General features: G+C 28.7%; 16 protein-coding genes and 1 pseudogene. 15 read left to right on the plus strand and 2 right to left on the minus strand.

The window, feature by feature from the left end:
- Window positions 1-13: 13 nt before the first annotated feature.
- The gene (locus F594_RS0100550; RefSeq protein ID WP_019034181.1) at window positions 14-1,051 is read left to right on the plus strand and encodes an acyltransferase; all 1,038 of its coding nucleotides are present in this window, start codon (window positions 14-16) and stop codon (window positions 1,049-1,051) included.
- Window positions 1,052-1,409: 358 nt separating this feature from the next.
- Here the strand turns inward: F594_RS0100550 and F594_RS0100555 are convergent, their stop codons facing one another.
- Window positions 1,410-3,299, minus strand: coding sequence for an ABC-F family ATP-binding cassette domain-containing protein (locus F594_RS0100555; protein ID WP_019034182.1), 1,890 nt, complete (start codon window positions 3,297-3,299; stop codon window positions 1,410-1,412).
- Between the two features lie 79 nt (window positions 3,300-3,378).
- Here F594_RS0100555 and F594_RS0100560 point away from each other — a divergent pair, with 79 nt between their 5' ends.
- From F594_RS0100560 to F594_RS09120, 8 genes and pseudogenes are all read left to right on the plus strand, one after another.
- Window positions 3,379-4,008 (plus strand): redox-sensing transcriptional repressor Rex, encoded by a 630-nt coding sequence (locus F594_RS0100560; protein WP_009345419.1) that lies wholly within the window; start codon window positions 3,379-3,381, stop codon window positions 4,006-4,008.
- A gap of 99 nt (window positions 4,009-4,107) precedes the next feature.
- The gene (locus tag F594_RS0100565) at window positions 4,108-4,989 is read left to right on the plus strand and encodes a DNA-3-methyladenine glycosylase family protein (RefSeq protein WP_019034183.1); all 882 of its coding nucleotides are present in this window, start codon (window positions 4,108-4,110) and stop codon (window positions 4,987-4,989) included.
- Window positions 4,986-5,681 carry a DUF554 domain-containing protein gene (locus tag F594_RS0100570; RefSeq protein WP_019034184.1) on the plus strand — a complete coding sequence of 232 codons (696 nt, stop codon included), beginning with the start codon at window positions 4,986-4,988 and terminating at the stop codon, window positions 5,679-5,681. Before F594_RS0100565 ends, F594_RS0100570 begins: the two co-directional genes overlap by 4 nt.
- A 439-nt stretch (window positions 5,682-6,120) precedes the next feature.
- Window positions 6,121-6,330, plus strand: a pseudogene (locus F594_RS10020) (LytTR family transcriptional regulator DNA-binding domain-containing protein); the annotation flags it as partial.
- Between the two features lie 213 nt (window positions 6,331-6,543).
- The gene (locus F594_RS0100580) at window positions 6,544-7,761 is read left to right on the plus strand and encodes an MFS transporter (protein ID WP_019034186.1); all 1,218 of its coding nucleotides are present in this window, start codon (window positions 6,544-6,546) and stop codon (window positions 7,759-7,761) included.
- A 166-nt stretch (window positions 7,762-7,927) separates the two neighbouring features.
- Window positions 7,928-8,209 carry a co-chaperone GroES gene (locus F594_RS0100585; RefSeq protein ID WP_004826402.1) on the plus strand — a complete coding sequence of 94 codons (282 nt, stop codon included), beginning with the start codon at window positions 7,928-7,930 and terminating at the stop codon, window positions 8,207-8,209.
- A 16-nt stretch (window positions 8,210-8,225) separates the two neighbouring features.
- Window positions 8,226-9,848 carry a chaperonin GroEL gene (gene groL / locus F594_RS0100590; protein WP_019034187.1) on the plus strand — a complete coding sequence of 541 codons (1,623 nt, stop codon included), beginning with the start codon at window positions 8,226-8,228 and terminating at the stop codon, window positions 9,846-9,848.
- 226 nt (window positions 9,849-10,074) lie between these two features.
- A complete protein-coding gene (locus F594_RS09120) occupies window positions 10,075-11,118 on the plus strand; it encodes a LacI family DNA-binding transcriptional regulator (RefSeq protein ID WP_019034188.1) in 1,044 nt (347 codons plus the stop codon).
- Window positions 11,119-11,172: 54 nt separating this feature from the next.
- On the opposite strand, the gene F594_RS0100600 is transcribed toward F594_RS09120, so the two are convergent.
- Window positions 11,173-12,063 carry a fructose bisphosphate aldolase gene (locus F594_RS0100600; RefSeq protein ID WP_019034189.1) on the minus strand — a complete coding sequence of 297 codons (891 nt, stop codon included), beginning with the start codon at window positions 12,061-12,063 and terminating at the stop codon, window positions 11,173-11,175.
- Between the two features lie 159 nt (window positions 12,064-12,222).
- Here F594_RS0100600 and F594_RS0100605 point away from each other — a divergent pair, with 159 nt between their 5' ends.
- The 6 genes from F594_RS0100605 (at window position 12,223) to F594_RS0100635 (ending at window position 16,560) form a co-directional block, all read left to right on the plus strand.
- Window positions 12,223-12,816 (plus strand): ribonuclease H1 domain-containing protein, encoded by a 594-nt coding sequence (locus F594_RS0100605; protein ID WP_019034190.1) that lies wholly within the window; start codon window positions 12,223-12,225, stop codon window positions 12,814-12,816.
- Window positions 12,813-13,232: a deoxycytidylate deaminase gene (locus F594_RS0100610; RefSeq protein ID WP_004826371.1), complete on the plus strand. Its 420-nt coding sequence runs from the start codon at window positions 12,813-12,815 to the stop codon at window positions 13,230-13,232. The genes F594_RS0100605 and F594_RS0100610 overlap by 4 nt, the downstream gene beginning before the upstream one ends.
- A gap of 8 nt (window positions 13,233-13,240) precedes the next feature.
- On the plus strand, window positions 13,241-13,651 hold the full coding sequence (gene mscL / locus F594_RS0100615; protein ID WP_009345388.1) for a large conductance mechanosensitive channel protein MscL: 411 nt from the start codon (window positions 13,241-13,243) through the stop codon (window positions 13,649-13,651).
- Window positions 13,652-13,655: 4 nt separating this feature from the next.
- Window positions 13,656-14,699 (plus strand): patatin-like phospholipase family protein, encoded by a 1,044-nt coding sequence (locus F594_RS0100620; protein WP_009345404.1) that lies wholly within the window; start codon window positions 13,656-13,658, stop codon window positions 14,697-14,699.
- On the plus strand, window positions 14,692-15,306 hold the full coding sequence (locus F594_RS0100625; protein ID WP_019034191.1) for an NUDIX hydrolase: 615 nt from the start codon (window positions 14,692-14,694) through the stop codon (window positions 15,304-15,306). The genes F594_RS0100620 and F594_RS0100625 overlap by 8 nt, the downstream gene beginning before the upstream one ends.
- A gap of 249 nt (window positions 15,307-15,555) precedes the next feature.
- Window positions 15,556-16,560: a 3D domain-containing protein gene (locus tag F594_RS0100635; protein WP_019034193.1), complete on the plus strand. Its 1,005-nt coding sequence runs from the start codon at window positions 15,556-15,558 to the stop codon at window positions 16,558-16,560.
- The last annotated feature ends 134 nt before the right edge of the window (window positions 16,561-16,694 follow it).

Here is a 16,694-nt window from a genome sequence, read left to right on the forward strand (position 1 = left end):
TAAGGAGAATAAGATGAAACAAAGAGATTATAATTTAGATTTGATAAAAACATTAGCAATAATAGCAACAGTGGGGATTCACTTAAATGCTTGTGGATCAATATGCCAAATTTATTCAAAAACTTGGAATTTTTTTGTATTATTCGGCTCTTTACTAAGGTTTTGTGTGCCAGTATTTTGCATGGCAACAGGCTACTTATTATACACAAAAGATTCCATAGATATAAATAAGATTTTAAAAAAAGTTTTAAAATTTGCAATTATTTTTGTTTTAGCAGAAATAGTATATAGGATAAGTTATTGTCCATATATGAAATATTTGTATGGGGAAAAAATTGTTTTACATAATATAATAGAAGATATTTTACAAGGAAATATAAAACCTCACCTGTATTTCTTGCAAATTATATCATTGGTGTACTTATTTGCACCTTTGGGAATATTAATTGTAAAAAATGAAAATAAAGAACTTTCATATCTTTTAAAATTATGGATAATTTTATCAATGTGTACGCTTTTTTTGGCAGATATTGTTAATATAAGATTTTTTAAAATATTTAATATTTATATTCTTTATGGAGCATACAATTTTATTATTTACGCAATGCTGGGAGCATATATAAGAAAGTACAAAAAAATCCATCTAAATTTTAATACTATTCTTTGCATCTTAGGATTTTTGATTGGATATTTAGGTGTAGTTTTTATTATGTGGAAGCTATCAAAAACTAGTGGACAAAGCGATTATTCTATATGGGACAGCGTTAATATTTTTACTTTCCTTATGTCTTATTCTTTATTTGTTCTTGCCTTAAAGGTTAAAATAAATTCCAATAAAATTAAAAAAATTTTGACACTTGTTAGCCAAAATACTCTGGGTATATATCTTGTTCATGTTTTATTTACAGATTTTATTCACAATATGGATTTAGATTATATTAATTTTTTTGGAATAGAGAAAATTTTAATTTTATTTATAGATCTTTTCATAATCCTTTTTTTATCTCTCGGTATATCTATATTGGCAAAAAAGATTTTTCAAAGGAATTAAAACTTTTTAGTGATTAAATATAAGAATTTCTTAAAATTTAAGATAAAATTACATTTATCAGTTGACAAAACTTTTTAAAAAATTTTTCAATTCATGATAAGTATAAAATCTTAAAAAATAGCGATTTATTAACAAATGTTGATAATATTATAAAAAATGTGGATAAGTTTATATATTTTTTGTAAAAAAACGGTGGGAAAACTATAAAATATGAGATTTGCTGTGAATAAGTATAAATTCACAGCAAATGTTAATAGTATCATTTAAAAATCCTATAAAGTATGTGGATAATGTGCATAAGTTTGGGGATAAAGTCCATAAGTAACTTTGAAACAAATAATAAAAGTGGAAAGTTTTTTTAGACTTTATCATCTAACAAAATCCATTCTTCATATAGAGAATTCAGCTTATTTTCAAGCATTTGCCTATCTTCTGTAAGCTTTAAAATTTCTTTATAATCTTCGTAATTACTGTTATTTGTCAGTTTTTCATCAATTGTGGATAAGTTTTCTTCTAGAGTTTTTATCTCGTCTTCCATTTTTTGTTTTTTACCCTTAAGTAACTTTTTTTCCTGACGAATTTTTTGGTCTTCTTTTTTCTTTTTTTGCAGTTGAGTTTTTGAAATATATTCATCCTCATTTTCAACTGTATTTTGGGTCTTTTCTAAATAATAGTCATAATTACCTAAATATTCATCAATTCCACACTTATCCATGGCAAAAATTTTATTAGCTACTTTATTTAAAAAATACCTATCATGAGAAATTGCAAGAACAGTTCCTTCATATAAATTTAGGGCATCTTCAAGAATTTCTTTTGAGTCTATATCTAAATGGTTAGTGGGTTCATCAAGAAGGAGAAAATTTGCCTTTGAAAGCATAATTTTTAAAAGGCTAAGTCTGCCCATCTCTCCACCTGAAAGCTCAGATATACTTTTAAAAATATCATCACCAACAAATAAAAATTGGGCAAGATATTTTCTGAGCTGAAAATGGTCTAATTTAGGATAAGCATCCCAAATTTCATCAATTACTGTATTTTCTTTATTTAGGTTTTTTAGCTCTTGGTCAAAATAAGCTATTTTAACATTAGTTCCAATTTCTATCTTGCCTTGATCTTTTTGTATTTTCCCTAATATAATTTTAAATAGAGTTGACTTTCCTATTCCATTAGGACCAATTAAGCCGATCAAATCTTTTTTAAAAACCTTTAGGGATAAATTTTCAAATAACAATTTATCTTTGAAAGTTTTTTTCAAGCCTTCTATTTGTAAAACTTCCTTACCAGATTCAATTTCTGTTGTAAAAGAAATTTTGGTCTTTTTTTCATTAGTTGGAGCTGGCATTTTTGTCATGGCATCTAAAAGTTTTTTTCTAGACTTGCCTTGTTTAATAAATCTATCTCTGCCTAGGTTTAGAAATCTCTTTATTATTTCCTCTTGTCTTTTAATTTCTTTTTGCTGATCCTCATATTGCTTTTTTAAGATTTCTAAATCTAGTTTTCTCTTTTTTACATAATAATCATAATTTCCCTTATAAGTAGTGGTAATTCCATGTTCCAATAGAACTATTTTATTAACTACATTATTTAAAAAATATCTATCGTGAGAAATTACGATCAAAGCCTTTTTGTAGTCCTTTAAAAATTTTTCCAGCCAATTAATTGCTTCTATATCCAAGTGGTTAGTAGGTTCATCTAATAGTAAAATATCAGAATCTTCAAGCAAAAGCTTAGCAAGGGCAACCCTTGCTTTTTGTCCTCCACTAAGAGTTCCAATATCTTTATCAAAATCTTCTTCTTTAAATCCAAGACCAATTAAAGTACCCCTTATCATAGAGGGATAGGAATAGCCACCCTTGTTGTTAAAATCTTCAAGAAGCTTGGAATAAGTTTCAAGTAATTCTTTAGAATGGGGGTCCTTAGAAATTTGCTCAGTTAAATGCTTTAATCTGTCTTCCATAGCAATTAAATCAGAAAAAATTTCCAGCAAAGTATCGTAAACCTTACCGGAATTTAAAAGATTAAGTTGCTGTTCTAAATATCCAATTTTTAAAGTTTTTTTGGCAAAAATATCTCCATCATCATAAGAAATTTCTCCTAAAATAATTTTAAAAAGAGTTGTTTTACCAGCACCATTTGCACCTATAAGTCCAATTTTATCTCCACTTTCAACAGTCAAATTAGCTTTTTGTAAAATTATCTTATCTATAAAAATTTTTTTAATATCTTTTAGTAGAATTTCTGCCATACTATCCTCCACTTCTTATTCTAACAGAATTTACAAAGCAATAAAAGATTGTTATAATTATTTAGGTTGGAGGTGAAATGTGGCTAAATTATCTAATAAAATATCAGATACGGTAATAAGAAGAATGCCTGTCTATCACAGATATTTGGAAGATTTGATAAATAGAGGTATCAATAGAGTTTCATCCCAAGAATTAAGTGAACTAACAGGATTTACAGCTTCACAGATAAGACAAGATTTTAACAATTTTGGTGGTTTTGGTCAACAGGGTTACGGATACAATACTTACGAACTTAAATCACAGATAGATTTAATTTTAGGCGTTGATAAATCTTATAATACAATATTGGTAGGAGCAGGAAGACTAGGCTCAGCTATTGCAAGATATATTAGTTTTAGCAAGTCGGGTTTTAATATAAAAGCCCTTTTTGATGTAAAAAATCTCCCGAATCTTGAAGGTATTCCAGTTTTACCTATGGATAAGTTAAAAAGTTTTATAATAGAAAATAAAATTCAAATAGCTATAATAACAGTGCCTAAATCACAAGCTGAAAAAGTTGGAAAAGATTTGATAGATGCAGGTATAAAGGGAATTTGGAATTTTGCACCCTTTGATTTAAAAGCACCTAAAGATGTTGTTGTAGAAAACATAAGATTAAATGATTCACTACTTATATTATCATATTATATGAAAAATATAGATAAATAAGAAACTACTTAAGATTTTAAATTGTATTTAAAAATCAAATAACTAACTACAGGGTATTTATTCTGTAGTTATTTTAAATTAATTATTAAGGAAGATTATATGGAAATTACTTATTATTCAGACCATGTGCACATAAAAAATTTGATAGAATTTGATCCTAAAGATATATTTACCTGTGGTCAATGCTTTAGGTTTTATGAAGAAGATGATGAATCTTTTACAATAGTAGCTTACGGAAAAGTCCTTAATATAAAAAAAGAAGAAGATGATATTTATATTATTGGCTCTAACGAAGAAGATTTCAAAAATATTTGGTATAAATATTTTGATTTAGAAAAAGATTACAAAAAAATTGAAAAAGCTCTTTCTATAGACCCTGTTATGAAAAAAGCAATCTCCTACGGCAAGGGTATAAGAATTCTAAATCAGGAAAAATTTGAAACCATAATCTCTTTTATAATATCAGCAAATAATGGAATTTCAAGAATAAGAAAATCTATAGAAAAAATTTCAAATTTATATGGAAATTATATTACAGAAGATAAAAACAGAAGCTACTACTCTTTTCCTAGTCCATCAGTATTAAAAGATATAGACCCGCTAGAAATAAGAGAAAAAACAAAGGTGGGTTTTAGAGATAAAAGAATAGTTGAAAGCTCAAAAATGATTTATAATAAAGATATAGACATAGAAGAAATTTCAAAACTTTCATTACAATCTCAAAGAGAAGAACTGATGAAACTTCCAGGAGTTGGTCCTAAAGTTGCAGACTGCATACTATTATTTTCTTTTGAAAGAAATGAATCCTTTCCAGTAGATGTATGGATTAAAAGAGTAATGGAAGAATTATATATAAAAGAAGAAATACAAAAAAAAGAAGTTGCCCAAAAAGGCAGAGAGATTTTCGGAGCCTATGCGGGTTTTGCTAATCAATATCTTTTTTATTATGGACGTGAAAATAAGATAGGAGTAAAAAAATGATAGGAGTAATTGCAAATGCCTTAGCCGTTTTAATACTTGGATTTGCAGGCTCAAAAATTGGAGATAAAATTTCAAAATCCTTACAAGATACAATTTTAGCATTTATACCTATAGCTATAATGATGATAGGTGTAAACGCAGGTTTAAAGGGCAGCACTCTAATTATTATTGTGTCCCTAGTAATAGGAATTGTAATAGGAGAAAAACTTGACCTTGAAGGTTCTGTAAACAAATTGGGAGAAAAATTCAAAAAATTACTGATAAAAAATCCTGAAGATAATGATTCAAAATTTGTTGAGGGCTATGTTACTGCAACCCTTATATTTTGCATGGGTTCAATGGGTATCTTAGGTTCTCTTGATGCAGGAATAAGAGGAAACTCCGACATTTTGCTAGCAAAAGCTTCAATAGATGGAATAACAGCCTTAATACTTGCTTCAACAATGGGCATAGGAGTAGCTGTATCAGGATTTTCCCTCTTAATTTATCAAGGAACTTTGACCATACTAGCAAGTTTTTTAGCCCCAATTTTTTCAGAAGCTGTAATAGCAAATATATCTGGAATTGGGGGAGTTATGATTTTTGCCATAGGTCTACAAATGATGAAAATTAAAAATTTTAAAATTGCTAATACCCTGCCTGCCCTTTTAGTTCCCTTAATTTATCAACTTATATTAAATATTATTGCTTAATTAATGAGTTTTAGCTCTTTATTTCTTTATTATGTATTTTTTATAAAGAAAGGACTTTAATATATGAAAAAATTTTCAAAAATAATTAGTTATTCATTTATAACATTTTTATACCTTATAAGTGATTTAATTTTAAATAGGTTTTCTATTTATTTTAAAAAGAGTTTTGACCATAAATTTTTTATTTCATCTTTGCTGGTACAAGCTTTTCAAATAATTCTTTTGGGATATTTCTTGAATCTATTCGCAGTAGATATTAAAAATCTAAGTAAAAAAACTCTTATATTTACTTTCTTAACAGCATTTATTTTACTGGCAATTATTTCCCTGAGTCAAAATATCGATCATGTCTATAAAATCTTATTTTTGCTATTAATATTAATGGGTCAAATCTTGGCGGAATTTTTAAGAAAAATAAAAAAATAATTACACTCAAGACAAAGACTATAAAATAAGAGTAGATCTTAATCATATAAAGGAAAATTTTCCCGACTTTTTATTTATCCATAGGTCTATTTTAGTAAATTGTTCAAATATATGTGTTATAAATAAAGAAAAGAAACAGATCTTATTTAAAAATTCTAAGAAGATTAAGGGATCCGAAAGAAAATTCAAAAGTTTTTTAGAATCTTTTCACAAAATAAGTTAGTTTATTAATAATCTAAGCCATATTTAATTCTTAATGAAAAATTATAATATTCTTATATTTATTATAAATGGATGCTTTCTATATTATAGATAGCATCTTTTTTTATGTTTAAAGTTATATTTATATTTTTTTATAAGATTTTTCTTTACAATAACTTAATATTACAAAAGTTTTTATAAATTTTATTAGTGTATAATTAAACAAGGTGATTATATGAAAAAAAGAAATATATCTCCAGCGATTCAAATAATCCTAATTTTCGGAATTATTTCCATGCTGGGTGATGTGATTTACGAATCTGCAAGGGGCGTAAACAGCCAATATTTAAATTTAATAGGCATCAGTGCAACAAAAGTTGGAGTAGTATTTGGCATTGGTGAATTTTTAGGTTATTTTTTAAGACTTTTTGCAGGATACCTGTCTGATTATACAAAAAAACATTGGCTTTTTATTTTTGTTGGTTATGGCTTATTATTTGTTATTCCATTAATTGGCTTTAGTCAAAATTGGAATATTTTAATCATCTTAATTTTATTGGAAAGAATTGGCAAATCTTTAAGAAATCCTGCCAAAGATACAATTTTATCAAGCATTGCTAAAAATGAAGTCGGCCTTGGCTTTGCCTTCGGTTTGCAGGAAGCTCTTGATCAGGTAGGTGCTTTTTTAGGTCCCTTGATTTTTACTGCTGTCTTTTATTTTACCGGTAAAAATACAATCAATGAATATCAGTTTTCATACAAACTTTTATTTGTGCCTTTTATTTTATTAATGGTTTTTGTGTATATTGCTTATAGAAAAGTTAACGGAGAAAATATTATTAAAGAAATAAATATTAAAGAATACAGGTCGGATAATTTAAAAAGTATTTTTTGGATTTATACATTCTTTGCCTTTTTTGCCAGCTTAGGCTTTGTAAACTTTTCTATTATCGGCTATCATTTAAAAGCAAAAGCAATAATTGGTGATAAGTCAATCGCAATGATCTATTCTTTTGCAATGATTGTTGATGCTTTTTTTGCCCTTTTAGTTGGTCATTTATACGATAAGTTAAAAGATAAAACAGGCCTTGAAACCGGAGGTATTTTAGTTTTGGCCCTAATTCCTCTATTAACCTGTCTGCTTCCTTTTCTGACACTTTCCTATAAAATCCCCCTTATTATAATAGGAATGTTTATTTGGGGAATGGTTATGGGCACTCATGAAACAATAATGAAATCTGCCATAGGAGATTTAGTTCCTTTTTCTAAAAGAGGTAGCGGTTATGGTGTATTTAATACTTCTTATGGACTTGCACTTTTTTGCGGTTCCTCAATAATGGGTCTGCTTTATGACAAGTCTTCAATTACTACCATTATCATTATTTCCCTTATAGCTGAATTAATTGCATTTATATTGTTTATAAAAATGAAGAAATTAATTAAATCTACATGAAATTTGAAAACTGATTTAAATATTCATAATTTATGTCGGTGTGTGAAAATTTATTGAAATTTATATTTTATATATTTATCTCTTGCAAAATTACAGAATATGTATTATTATAATAAGTGTTAGCAGTACTCGGCGGTGAGTGCTAAAAAGAAATTGGAGGTATAATATGAATTTAAGACCCTTAGATGACAAAATTGTTATTAAAAAAATAGAAATGGAAGAAAGAACCGCTTCAGGTATTGTTTTACCTTCAAGCGCTAAGGAAGAATCAAATGTAGCTGAAATTATTGCTCTTGGCAATAAAATTGATAAAGATGAAGATATGAAAGGTCTTCTTAAAGTTGGAGATAAGGTAGTATTTTCTAAATATGCTGGTTCAGAAATTGAACTTGAAAAAGAAAAATTTACAATAATAAAATTCGCTGATGTTTTAGCTGTAATTGAATAAGAAGAAAGGTGATAATATGGCAAAGGAAATTAAATTTTCAGAAGATGCAAGAGCTGGCCTTATTGAAGGTATTAATAAACTTGCAAATACAGTAAAAGTTACTCTTGGACCTAAGGGAAGAAATGTTATCCTTGATAAGGAATATGGAACTCCACTTATTACTAATGATGGTGTTACTATTGCTCGTGAAATTGAATGTGAAGATAAATTTGAAAACATGGGTGCTCAACTTTTAAAAGAAGTTGCAACAAAAACTAATGATGTTGCAGGGGATGGTACAACTACTGCTACCCTACTAGCCCAAGCTATTACTCTTGAAGGTATGAAAAACTTGGCAGCAGGTGCAAATCCTATGGTTTTACAAAAAGGTATAAGAAAAGCTGTAGATAAGGCTGTTGAAACTATTAAAAAATATTCAAAATCTGTAGATTCTAAAGATGAAATAGCACAAGTTGCTGCTGTTTCTGCTGCTGATGAACAAATCGGAAAGCTTATCTCAGAAGCTATGGAAAAAGTAGGCAACGACGGTGTTATTACTGTTGAAGAATCAAAATCTATGGGAACAAGTCTTGATGTTGTTGAAGGTATGCAATTTGACAGAGGATATCTTTCTCCATATATGGTAACTGATTCTGAAAAAATGGTTGCTGAACTTGATGACCCATATATTTTAATTACTGATAAGAAGATTTCAAATATTCAAGAAATTTTACCTTTACTTGAAAAAGTTCTTCAACAATCTAGACCACTTTTAATTATTGCTGAAGATATTGATGGAGAAGCTCTTGCTACACTTGTTGTTAACTCTTTAAGAGGAACTTTAAATGTTGTTGGTGTAAAGGCTCCAGGTTATGGTGACAGAAGAAAAGATATGTTACAAGATATTGCTATCTTAACAGGTGGCACAGTTGTTTCTACTGATCTTGGTCAAGACCTTAAAGATACCACAATAGAAATGCTTGGTCATTGTGGCAAGGTTAGAGTAGAAAAAGAATTAACAGTTATTGTTAATGGCTCAGGAGAAAAGGAAGCTATTGATAAAAGAATTGGTCAAATCAGAGGACAAATTGAAGAAACTGATTCTGATTTCGATAGAGAAAAATTACAAGAAAGACTTGCAAAGCTTGTTGGCGGAGTTGCTGTAATTCAAGTAGGTGCAGCTACAGAAGTTGAGCTTAAAGAAAGAAAACTTCGTATAGAAGATGCCCTATCAGCAACAAGAGCTGCTGTTGAAGAAGGAATTGTGCCAGGTGGTGGAACTGTACTTCTTGATTCTTGTGATGAAGTTCAAAAACTTGTTGACTCTCTTGAAGGTGATGAAAAAACAGGTGCTAATATTATCCTTAAAGCACTAGAAGCTCCAGTAAGACAAATTGCAGAAAATGCTGGTGTTGAAGGTTCTATTATAGTTGAAAATATTAGAAACAAAGAAAAAGGAATTGGCTATGATGCCTTCACAAATAAATATGTAAATATGCTTGAAGAAGGTATTGTTGACCCAACAAAGGTAACAAGATCAGCTCTTCAAAATGCCGCTTCAGCTTCAGCTATGATTTTAACAACAGAAGCTGCTGTTGCAAATATCAAAGAAGATAATCCACAACCACCAATGAATCCAGGTATGGGCGGCATGATGTAAGATAAAATAAGTTAAATCGACCTTAATTATTTTAAGGTCGATTTTTTTATTCAAATTTTTGATGCTTTTTTCAGATTCTAGTATTAATTTAAAAGAGGAAAATATTTTCAAAATTTGCAAAAAATTTAATATCTATTAAATTATTACATTAAATTTTCTTACGATATAGTGTATAATATCCTTAATCAGTTAGAAAATTTATATATTTTAACAGGGGATTGGAATCATGAAAAGTAATAAAAGAAGACCCACACTAATAGATGTTGCAAAATTAGCAGGTGTTTCTACTTCTTCAGCATCTATGATATTAAATAATAAAAAAGGCGTAAGCTTTCAAGAGGATACAAAGGAAAATGTTTTTAAAGCAGCAGAACAATTAGGTTATAAGGTAAAAACTCAAAAAGATAGACAAACTTTTTTAGAAGGTGGAAGACTAATAATTATTTCTGCTAATTTTAATAAGCTTCTTTCTTTAAGTGTAGCTCATTATATTTGCAAATTAGCATCCAAGGATAATTATCAGGTTCTTATTTTTAATAATTGTGCCAATAAGGAAAAGGAAGAAGAACTTTTAGAAATTATAAGAGAACACAGAGTTATGGGAGTCATATATTCGGCTTATCCTTTAAATATAGAAGTTGCAAAAGCTATCAATGAGCAAATTCCAACAGTTATTCTAAATAATTTTGATTATGAGGATTCTTTTGATTCTATAGATACTAACGATCAAATAGCTGCAAGTACAATAGTTAAATCTTTAGTAGAAAAGGGTCACAAAAACATAGCCTATGTTTATACAACTTACAAATATCCTTCATTGACTAGATTAAAAGCTATAAAAGGTGCGAAAAAAGAAGCAGATTTACATGAGCATGTGAAATTAAGTTTTTATAAAAAAGATATTGAGCTTGAAAGCGATTTAGACCCATATATCATAGAATATCAAACAGGTTATCATTTAGCTCTATCAATACTAAAAAAAGAACCTAATATAGATTCATTTATTGGTTCTTCTGATTTTTTAGCATGCGGAATTGTTGACGCTTGTAAGGAGCTTGATTATATTAATGAAAGAAAGATACCCGTTGCAAGTTTTGGAAATTCTTTTCTAGCATATCTTAAAAGTTATTCCCTAACTAGCGTGGATTATTCTATAGATAAACTTGCTATTTCAGCTTATAATCTTTTAACAACTAAGATTAGAGAACCGCTTATAAATAAAGGTGTAATAAGGATTAAATATAATCCCCAATTGATTGAAAAAAAATAAATATTTTGATTAAAAAATGGACTTAAAGCTTTTTCGACTTTAAGTCCATTTTTGTCAGCCTGCAATTGAAGCCTTATAATTTTTGTCTATTGAATCATCTAGTGTTTTTGTAAATTCTTCTTCTGATTGATCTACATTTAAACCTTCTGTTAAGGCTCTTGAGTAAGATGCTATAACATCTTTATTTTTTGATAGCTTTTCATTAGCTTCTTTTCTTGAATATCCACCAGATAAAGCGACAACTCTTAGAGTATTTTCGTAATTATATAAATCGTGATATAAATTTGCTTTTTCAGGTAAAGTTAGTTTAAACATTACATAAGTTTCTTTATCGAGCTTTTCAAGTTCAGTTATTAATTCTTTTTTTAGGACTTCTTCAATTTTTTCCTTATCTTTTGAATGTATATCCACTTCTGGTTCTATAATAGGTACAAAACCTTGTTTAGAAATTTCTTTTGCATAATCAAATTGTTGTTTGACAACTTTTTTAATACTTTCTTCATTTAATTCCTTTATAACTGATCTCATCTTAGTGCCGAATATATGTCTTTGTTTTGCATTTTCAAGCAGGCTATTTAAGTTTTTAAAAGGCTTCATAAGTTGAACTCCGTCTTTTAATACATCTAAACCTTCATCAACTTTTAAAATTGGAACTATGCCCTTTTTTTCCCATAAGTAATCTGCAGTGTAAAGTTCTCCAACTTTTGAATTCATAGTAATTTTAAATAAAATAGCAGCCAAAATTCTTTGAGAAGTAAAGGCTTCATTTGTTATAATTCTTTTTCTCATTTCATGTACAAGTTCAAACATCTCGTCATCATTTTTGTACGCATCTTCGTTTATGCCATAAATTTTTAAAGCCTTAGGTGTTGAACCGCCACTTTGGTCTAGAGCAGCTATAAAACCCTTGCCACTTTTCATTCTTTCAAATTGTTGCCTATTCATAAATACCTCCTAGTCTTTATTTAATTATATAATACCGAGTTTCATAAGTAAAATTTATAAAATAATTTTAAATATATTTGGCAAAATTATTTACTATAGTTCTTCTAAAGATAGTATAATTTTATAAGTATATTACAATTACAATACTGAGGTGATTATTTGAATTATTACGCTGTGAGGTGTGGAAGAAATCCTGGAATTTATAAAACTTGGGATGAGTGCAATAAAGAAGTTAAAGGCTTTAAGGGTGCTATATATAAAAAGTTTTCAAATTTAGAAGATGCTGAAAATTTTATTAAAACTGATAGTTTTTCCTTAGAAGATAAGGAAGATATAAAGGTAAAAGATGATGAATTTATAGCTTATGTTGATGGGTCTTACAGAAATAGTGATAAGTCCTTCTCTTATGGGGTATATATCTTTAATGAGAGGGAAAGTTATTCTTTTTCCAAAAGATTTCACGATGAAGATTCAACTATGAGAAATGTTTGTGGTGAGATTAAAGGTGCCATGAAGGCTATGGAAGTTTCCTTGGAGAAAAATAAAAAAGTTCTTTATCTACATTATGATTATGAAGGTATAAGGGCTTGGCCTCAAGGAAATTGGAAAACCAATAAAGAAGGCACAATTTCATACAAAAATTATTTCGATTCAATAAAAGATAGGTTAAAAGTTATTTTTATTAAAGTGAAGGCTCATAGCGGAGTGGAATTTAATGAGCTTGTTGATAAGTTAGCAAAGGAGGCAAAATGAGAAAGTCTTGGGATGAGTATTTTATGGAAATAACACAGCTTGTAGCCCAAAGATCTACTTGTGATAGGGCTTTTGTAGGTTGTGTTCTTGTTAATAGCGATCATAGGATTGTTTCAACTGGTTATAACGGCACGGCTTCAGGAAACCCTCACTGTATTGATGTGGGTCACAGGATGAGGGATGGTCATTGCATTGCAACTATTCATGCAGAAATGAATGCTCTTTTGTACTGTGCTAAGGAAGGGATACCGGCTAAGGGAAGCATATGCTATGTAACGCATTTTCCTTGCCTTAACTGCACAAAAGCTTTGATTCAAGCTGGAATATCTGCAATTTATTATCATGAAGCTTATAGGGTAGATGATTATGCATTGGAAATTTTGGAAAGAAATAATGTCAGTTTAAAGAAAATTTAGGAGGAATAATGAAGGAATTTATTAAAGAATTTAAGGCATTTATTGCACGTGGCAATGTTATTGATATGGCTGTAGGTGTTGTAATTGGTGCAGCTTTTGGAGCCATTGTTACTTCTCTAGTAGATAATATTATTATGCCCCTTATAGGAATACTTATAGGAGGAATTAATTTTGAATCTCTATCAATAACAGTTGGTGGTGCTGAAGTTAAATATGGTATGTTTATCCAAAGTATAGTTAATTTCTTAATAATTGCTTTTGTAATATTCTTAGTTATTAAACAAATCGGAAAACTAACTTCAAAGATGAAAAAAGAAGAACCCAAAGTAGAGAAAGAAAAATCATGTCCCTACTGCTTTACACAAATACCTATTGAAGCTATTAGATGTCCACATTGTACATCAGAATTAAGTAAGTGATAAAATGGATAAGTACGGTCTTGTTTTAGAAGGTGGAGGGGCTAGAGGTGCCTACCACGTTGGAGCATATCTTGCTCTTTGTGAATTGGGATTTAAATTCCAAGCAATAGTTGGCTCTTCAATTGGTGCAATAAATGCGGCAATGTTTGTGTCAGGAGATTCTTATGATTGTTTGAGAGCTTGGAGGTCTTTGGACCTTGAGTATTTCAATAAAAATATAGAGATTTCAAACAAAAACTTTAAAAATTTAGATTTAATTGAAATTATAAAAAACAGGTTAAATGAAATTACAAAAAAAATAACCGATATAGGAGTATCACCACAGCCCTTATTTGATCTTGTAGATAAACTTATTTGTGAAGATAAGATTAGAAATAGCCAAATAGATTTTGGACTTTGCACAGTAAATATTTCGGATTTTAAAAGTGAAGAACTTTTTTGTGAAGATATGCCTGAGGGGCAGATTAAAAATTATATAATAGCTTCTTGTTATCTACCTATATTTAAAATGAGGCCCATCAATGGTAAATATTATTTAGATGGTGGATTTCACTCACAAGCCCCAATAAACATGGTTTTAAAAAAGGGACTTACCCCAATAGTAATAAGGCTTAAAAATCTTCCAATTAATGATGATCTCTCACAAGCAAAATATATTATCAGTCCAAAACATTCTTTAGGTAAAATAATGGATTTTGACCCAGAAAAAAGTGATAATTTAATTAGATTGGGATATTTTGATACCTATAAAGAAATAAAAAATCTTAAGGGTTATGATTATTACATCAAAGAAATTCCTGAAGAAGATTCCTTGAAGTATATTTATATGATATTAAAAAATTCCCTCAAAGAGAATGAAAATTTATTGATGAGATATATAGTTGAAAATCTTATTCCCAAAATGGCTAAAGAATTTAATGTAAAAAATGATTACGATTATAGAGATATCTTATATCTTTTAATTGAGAGAGAGGCCAAGAAAAAGCATATTGATAGGCTAAAAATTTATAGTGTAGATGAACTTGTAGGTGAAATAATTAGTGGATAGAGAGCTTTTTACAATAAAAGAAAAATTTAGACATAAAAAGCCAAGAGCAATAGATGTTAGGAATGCATACTCAGTTTTGATTCCTCTAATAAAAAGAGATAATGAAGTTCATATTCTTTTTGAAAAAAGGGCCTTAAGCTTAAAAAATCAGCCTGGAGAAATTTCATTTCCAGGAGGTGGAATTGAAAGAGGAGAAAATTCCAGGGATGCTGCGATCAGAGAAACTTGTGAGGAATTATTAATTAATAAGAGAGATTTATCAATAATTGGTAAGGGAGATTTTTTGGTAAATCCTTATTCAGCCATTATTTATTCTTATGTAGGCATATTAAATATTGAATTTGATGCTATAAGCCCTTCAAAAGAAGAGGTAGAAAGTATTTTTACTATACCCTTGGATTTTTTTAAAATTAATAAACCCAAGTCCTATAAAACAAAAATTAATCTAATTAGAGAAGATTCTTTTCCCTACGAACTTATTCCTAATGGTAGGAATTATAAGTGGAAAAGAGCTGAGGGAGAAATGGATTTTTATGTTTATAAGGACATAGTTATCTGGGGATTTACAGCAAAAATGTTGAGGAATTTCATAAAAAATGTATATTAATTGTAATAAAACTGTAATACAAGCAATAAAAGCTCCATTTTTAGGGAATGGAGCCTTTATTATTTATTTTTTTATTGTATTTTAGGTCGAAATAATCCCATGAAACCCAGTGTTTATCAAAGGTTACAAAATAGTTACAAAAATCTTGACAAATAAAAAGCCTTTCTTTATACTAATATATAGAAAAGTTACAAATTAGTAACAATTTTTAGTAACTATTTATAATTTTTCAATTTGGGAGGTAATTAATTGAATAAATACAAAAGAAGAAAAAGCTATTTTAAAATTTTAACTATAGCAATATTTCTCCTTTCTATTATTACAATGGGTTTCTCAACAGTCCTTGGTAAGGATGTTGTTATAAATATAAATGGAGAGGTAAAAGAAGTTTTTACTTATGCTAATGATGTAGAAACTTTATTAAATCAAGAAAAAATTGAACTTAAAGATGACGAAGAGGTTAATCCTTCACTTTCAGAAGAAATTACTGAAGGAATGGAAATTAATATCAGGAAAATAAAAACATATAAAATTAAAATTAATAACAGAACAATTGTAGTTAAAGCTAAGGGCGCAAGTGTTCAAGAAGTTTTAAACAATTTAGGAATTAAAGTTAACAAACTTGATATTGTAAAACCATCTCTTGATACAGCTACAGATACTATAGAAGATGAATTTCAAATAACTATATATAGGGTTAAAGAAGAAGTTACTAAGAATCAAACAGAAATTGATTTTCAAATTATATCAAAAGAGAATAAAGATTTAGAACAGGGAGAAAAAAACATCATTACTCCTGGACAAAAAGGTCTACAAGAAGACACAGTAAAAAGTGTTTACATTAATGACCAACTTCGTTCTCAAGAGCTTGTTTCAAGAAAAGTTATTAAAGAACCTGTAACACAAGTAGAAGAAATTGGAGTTAAAAACACTGTTAGCAAAAGTCCTACAGGAGATAATGTAATAGCTGTTTATACAATGAAGGCAACAGCTTATGACCCATCAGCAGGCTCAAGGACTGCTTCAGGAACTAGAGCAAGAGTAGGAGCAGTTGCAGTTGATCCATCAGTAATTGCTTTAGGTTCAAAACTTTATATTGAATCAACTGATTCATGGCCATCTTATGGTTATGCAGTAGCTGAAGATACAGGCGGAGCTATTAAGGGTAATAGAATTGATTTATTCTTTAATTCAAATGCAACGGCTAACAAATTCGGCAGAAGAACTGTTAAAGTTTATGTTTTGGGAAAATAAAATTGATATAAGAATTTTATCTTAATTTGATATTATTTTATGATATTTAATCGGCAAAGAGGTTTTATCTTTTATGCCGATTTTTTTTTAGAAAATTTTATCTTATTTATTGCAAGAGGTAATTTATCCCTTAT

The organism is Peptoniphilus lacrimalis DSM 7455, from assembly GCF_000378725.1.
Taxonomy (GTDB): domain Bacteria; phylum Bacillota; class Clostridia; order Tissierellales; family Peptoniphilaceae; genus Peptoniphilus_A; species Peptoniphilus_A lacrimalis.

Excerpts from the sequence above, each read along its gene's own strand:
- F594_RS0100585 (WP_004826402.1), top strand. The coding sequence starts at position 7,928 with ATGAATTTAAGACCCTTAGATGACAAAATTGTTATTAAAAAAATAGAA.
- F594_RS0100555 (WP_019034182.1), bottom strand. The coding sequence starts at position 3,299 with ATGGCAGAAATTCTACTAAAAGATATTAAAAAAATTTTTATAGATAAG.
- F594_RS0100580 (WP_019034186.1), top strand. The coding sequence starts at position 6,544 with ATGAAAAAAAGAAATATATCTCCAGCGATTCAAATAATCCTAATTTTC.
- F594_RS09120 (WP_019034188.1), top strand. The coding sequence starts at position 10,075 with ATGAAAAGTAATAAAAGAAGACCCACACTAATAGATGTTGCAAAATTA.
- F594_RS0100620 (WP_009345404.1), top strand. The coding sequence starts at position 13,656 with ATGGATAAGTACGGTCTTGTTTTAGAAGGTGGAGGGGCTAGAGGTGCC.
- groL (WP_019034187.1), top strand. The coding sequence starts at position 8,226 with ATGGCAAAGGAAATTAAATTTTCAGAAGATGCAAGAGCTGGCCTTATT.
- F594_RS0100610 (WP_004826371.1), top strand. The coding sequence starts at position 12,813 with ATGAGAAAGTCTTGGGATGAGTATTTTATGGAAATAACACAGCTTGTA.
- F594_RS0100600 (WP_019034189.1), bottom strand. The coding sequence starts at position 12,063 with ATGAATAGGCAACAATTTGAAAGAATGAAAAGTGGCAAGGGTTTTATA.
- F594_RS0100570 (WP_019034184.1), top strand. The coding sequence starts at position 4,986 with ATGATAGGAGTAATTGCAAATGCCTTAGCCGTTTTAATACTTGGATTT.
- F594_RS0100565 (WP_019034183.1), top strand. The coding sequence starts at position 4,108 with ATGGAAATTACTTATTATTCAGACCATGTGCACATAAAAAATTTGATA.
- mscL (WP_009345388.1), top strand. The coding sequence starts at position 13,241 with ATGAAGGAATTTATTAAAGAATTTAAGGCATTTATTGCACGTGGCAAT.
- F594_RS0100550 (WP_019034181.1), top strand. The coding sequence starts at position 14 with ATGAAACAAAGAGATTATAATTTAGATTTGATAAAAACATTAGCAATA.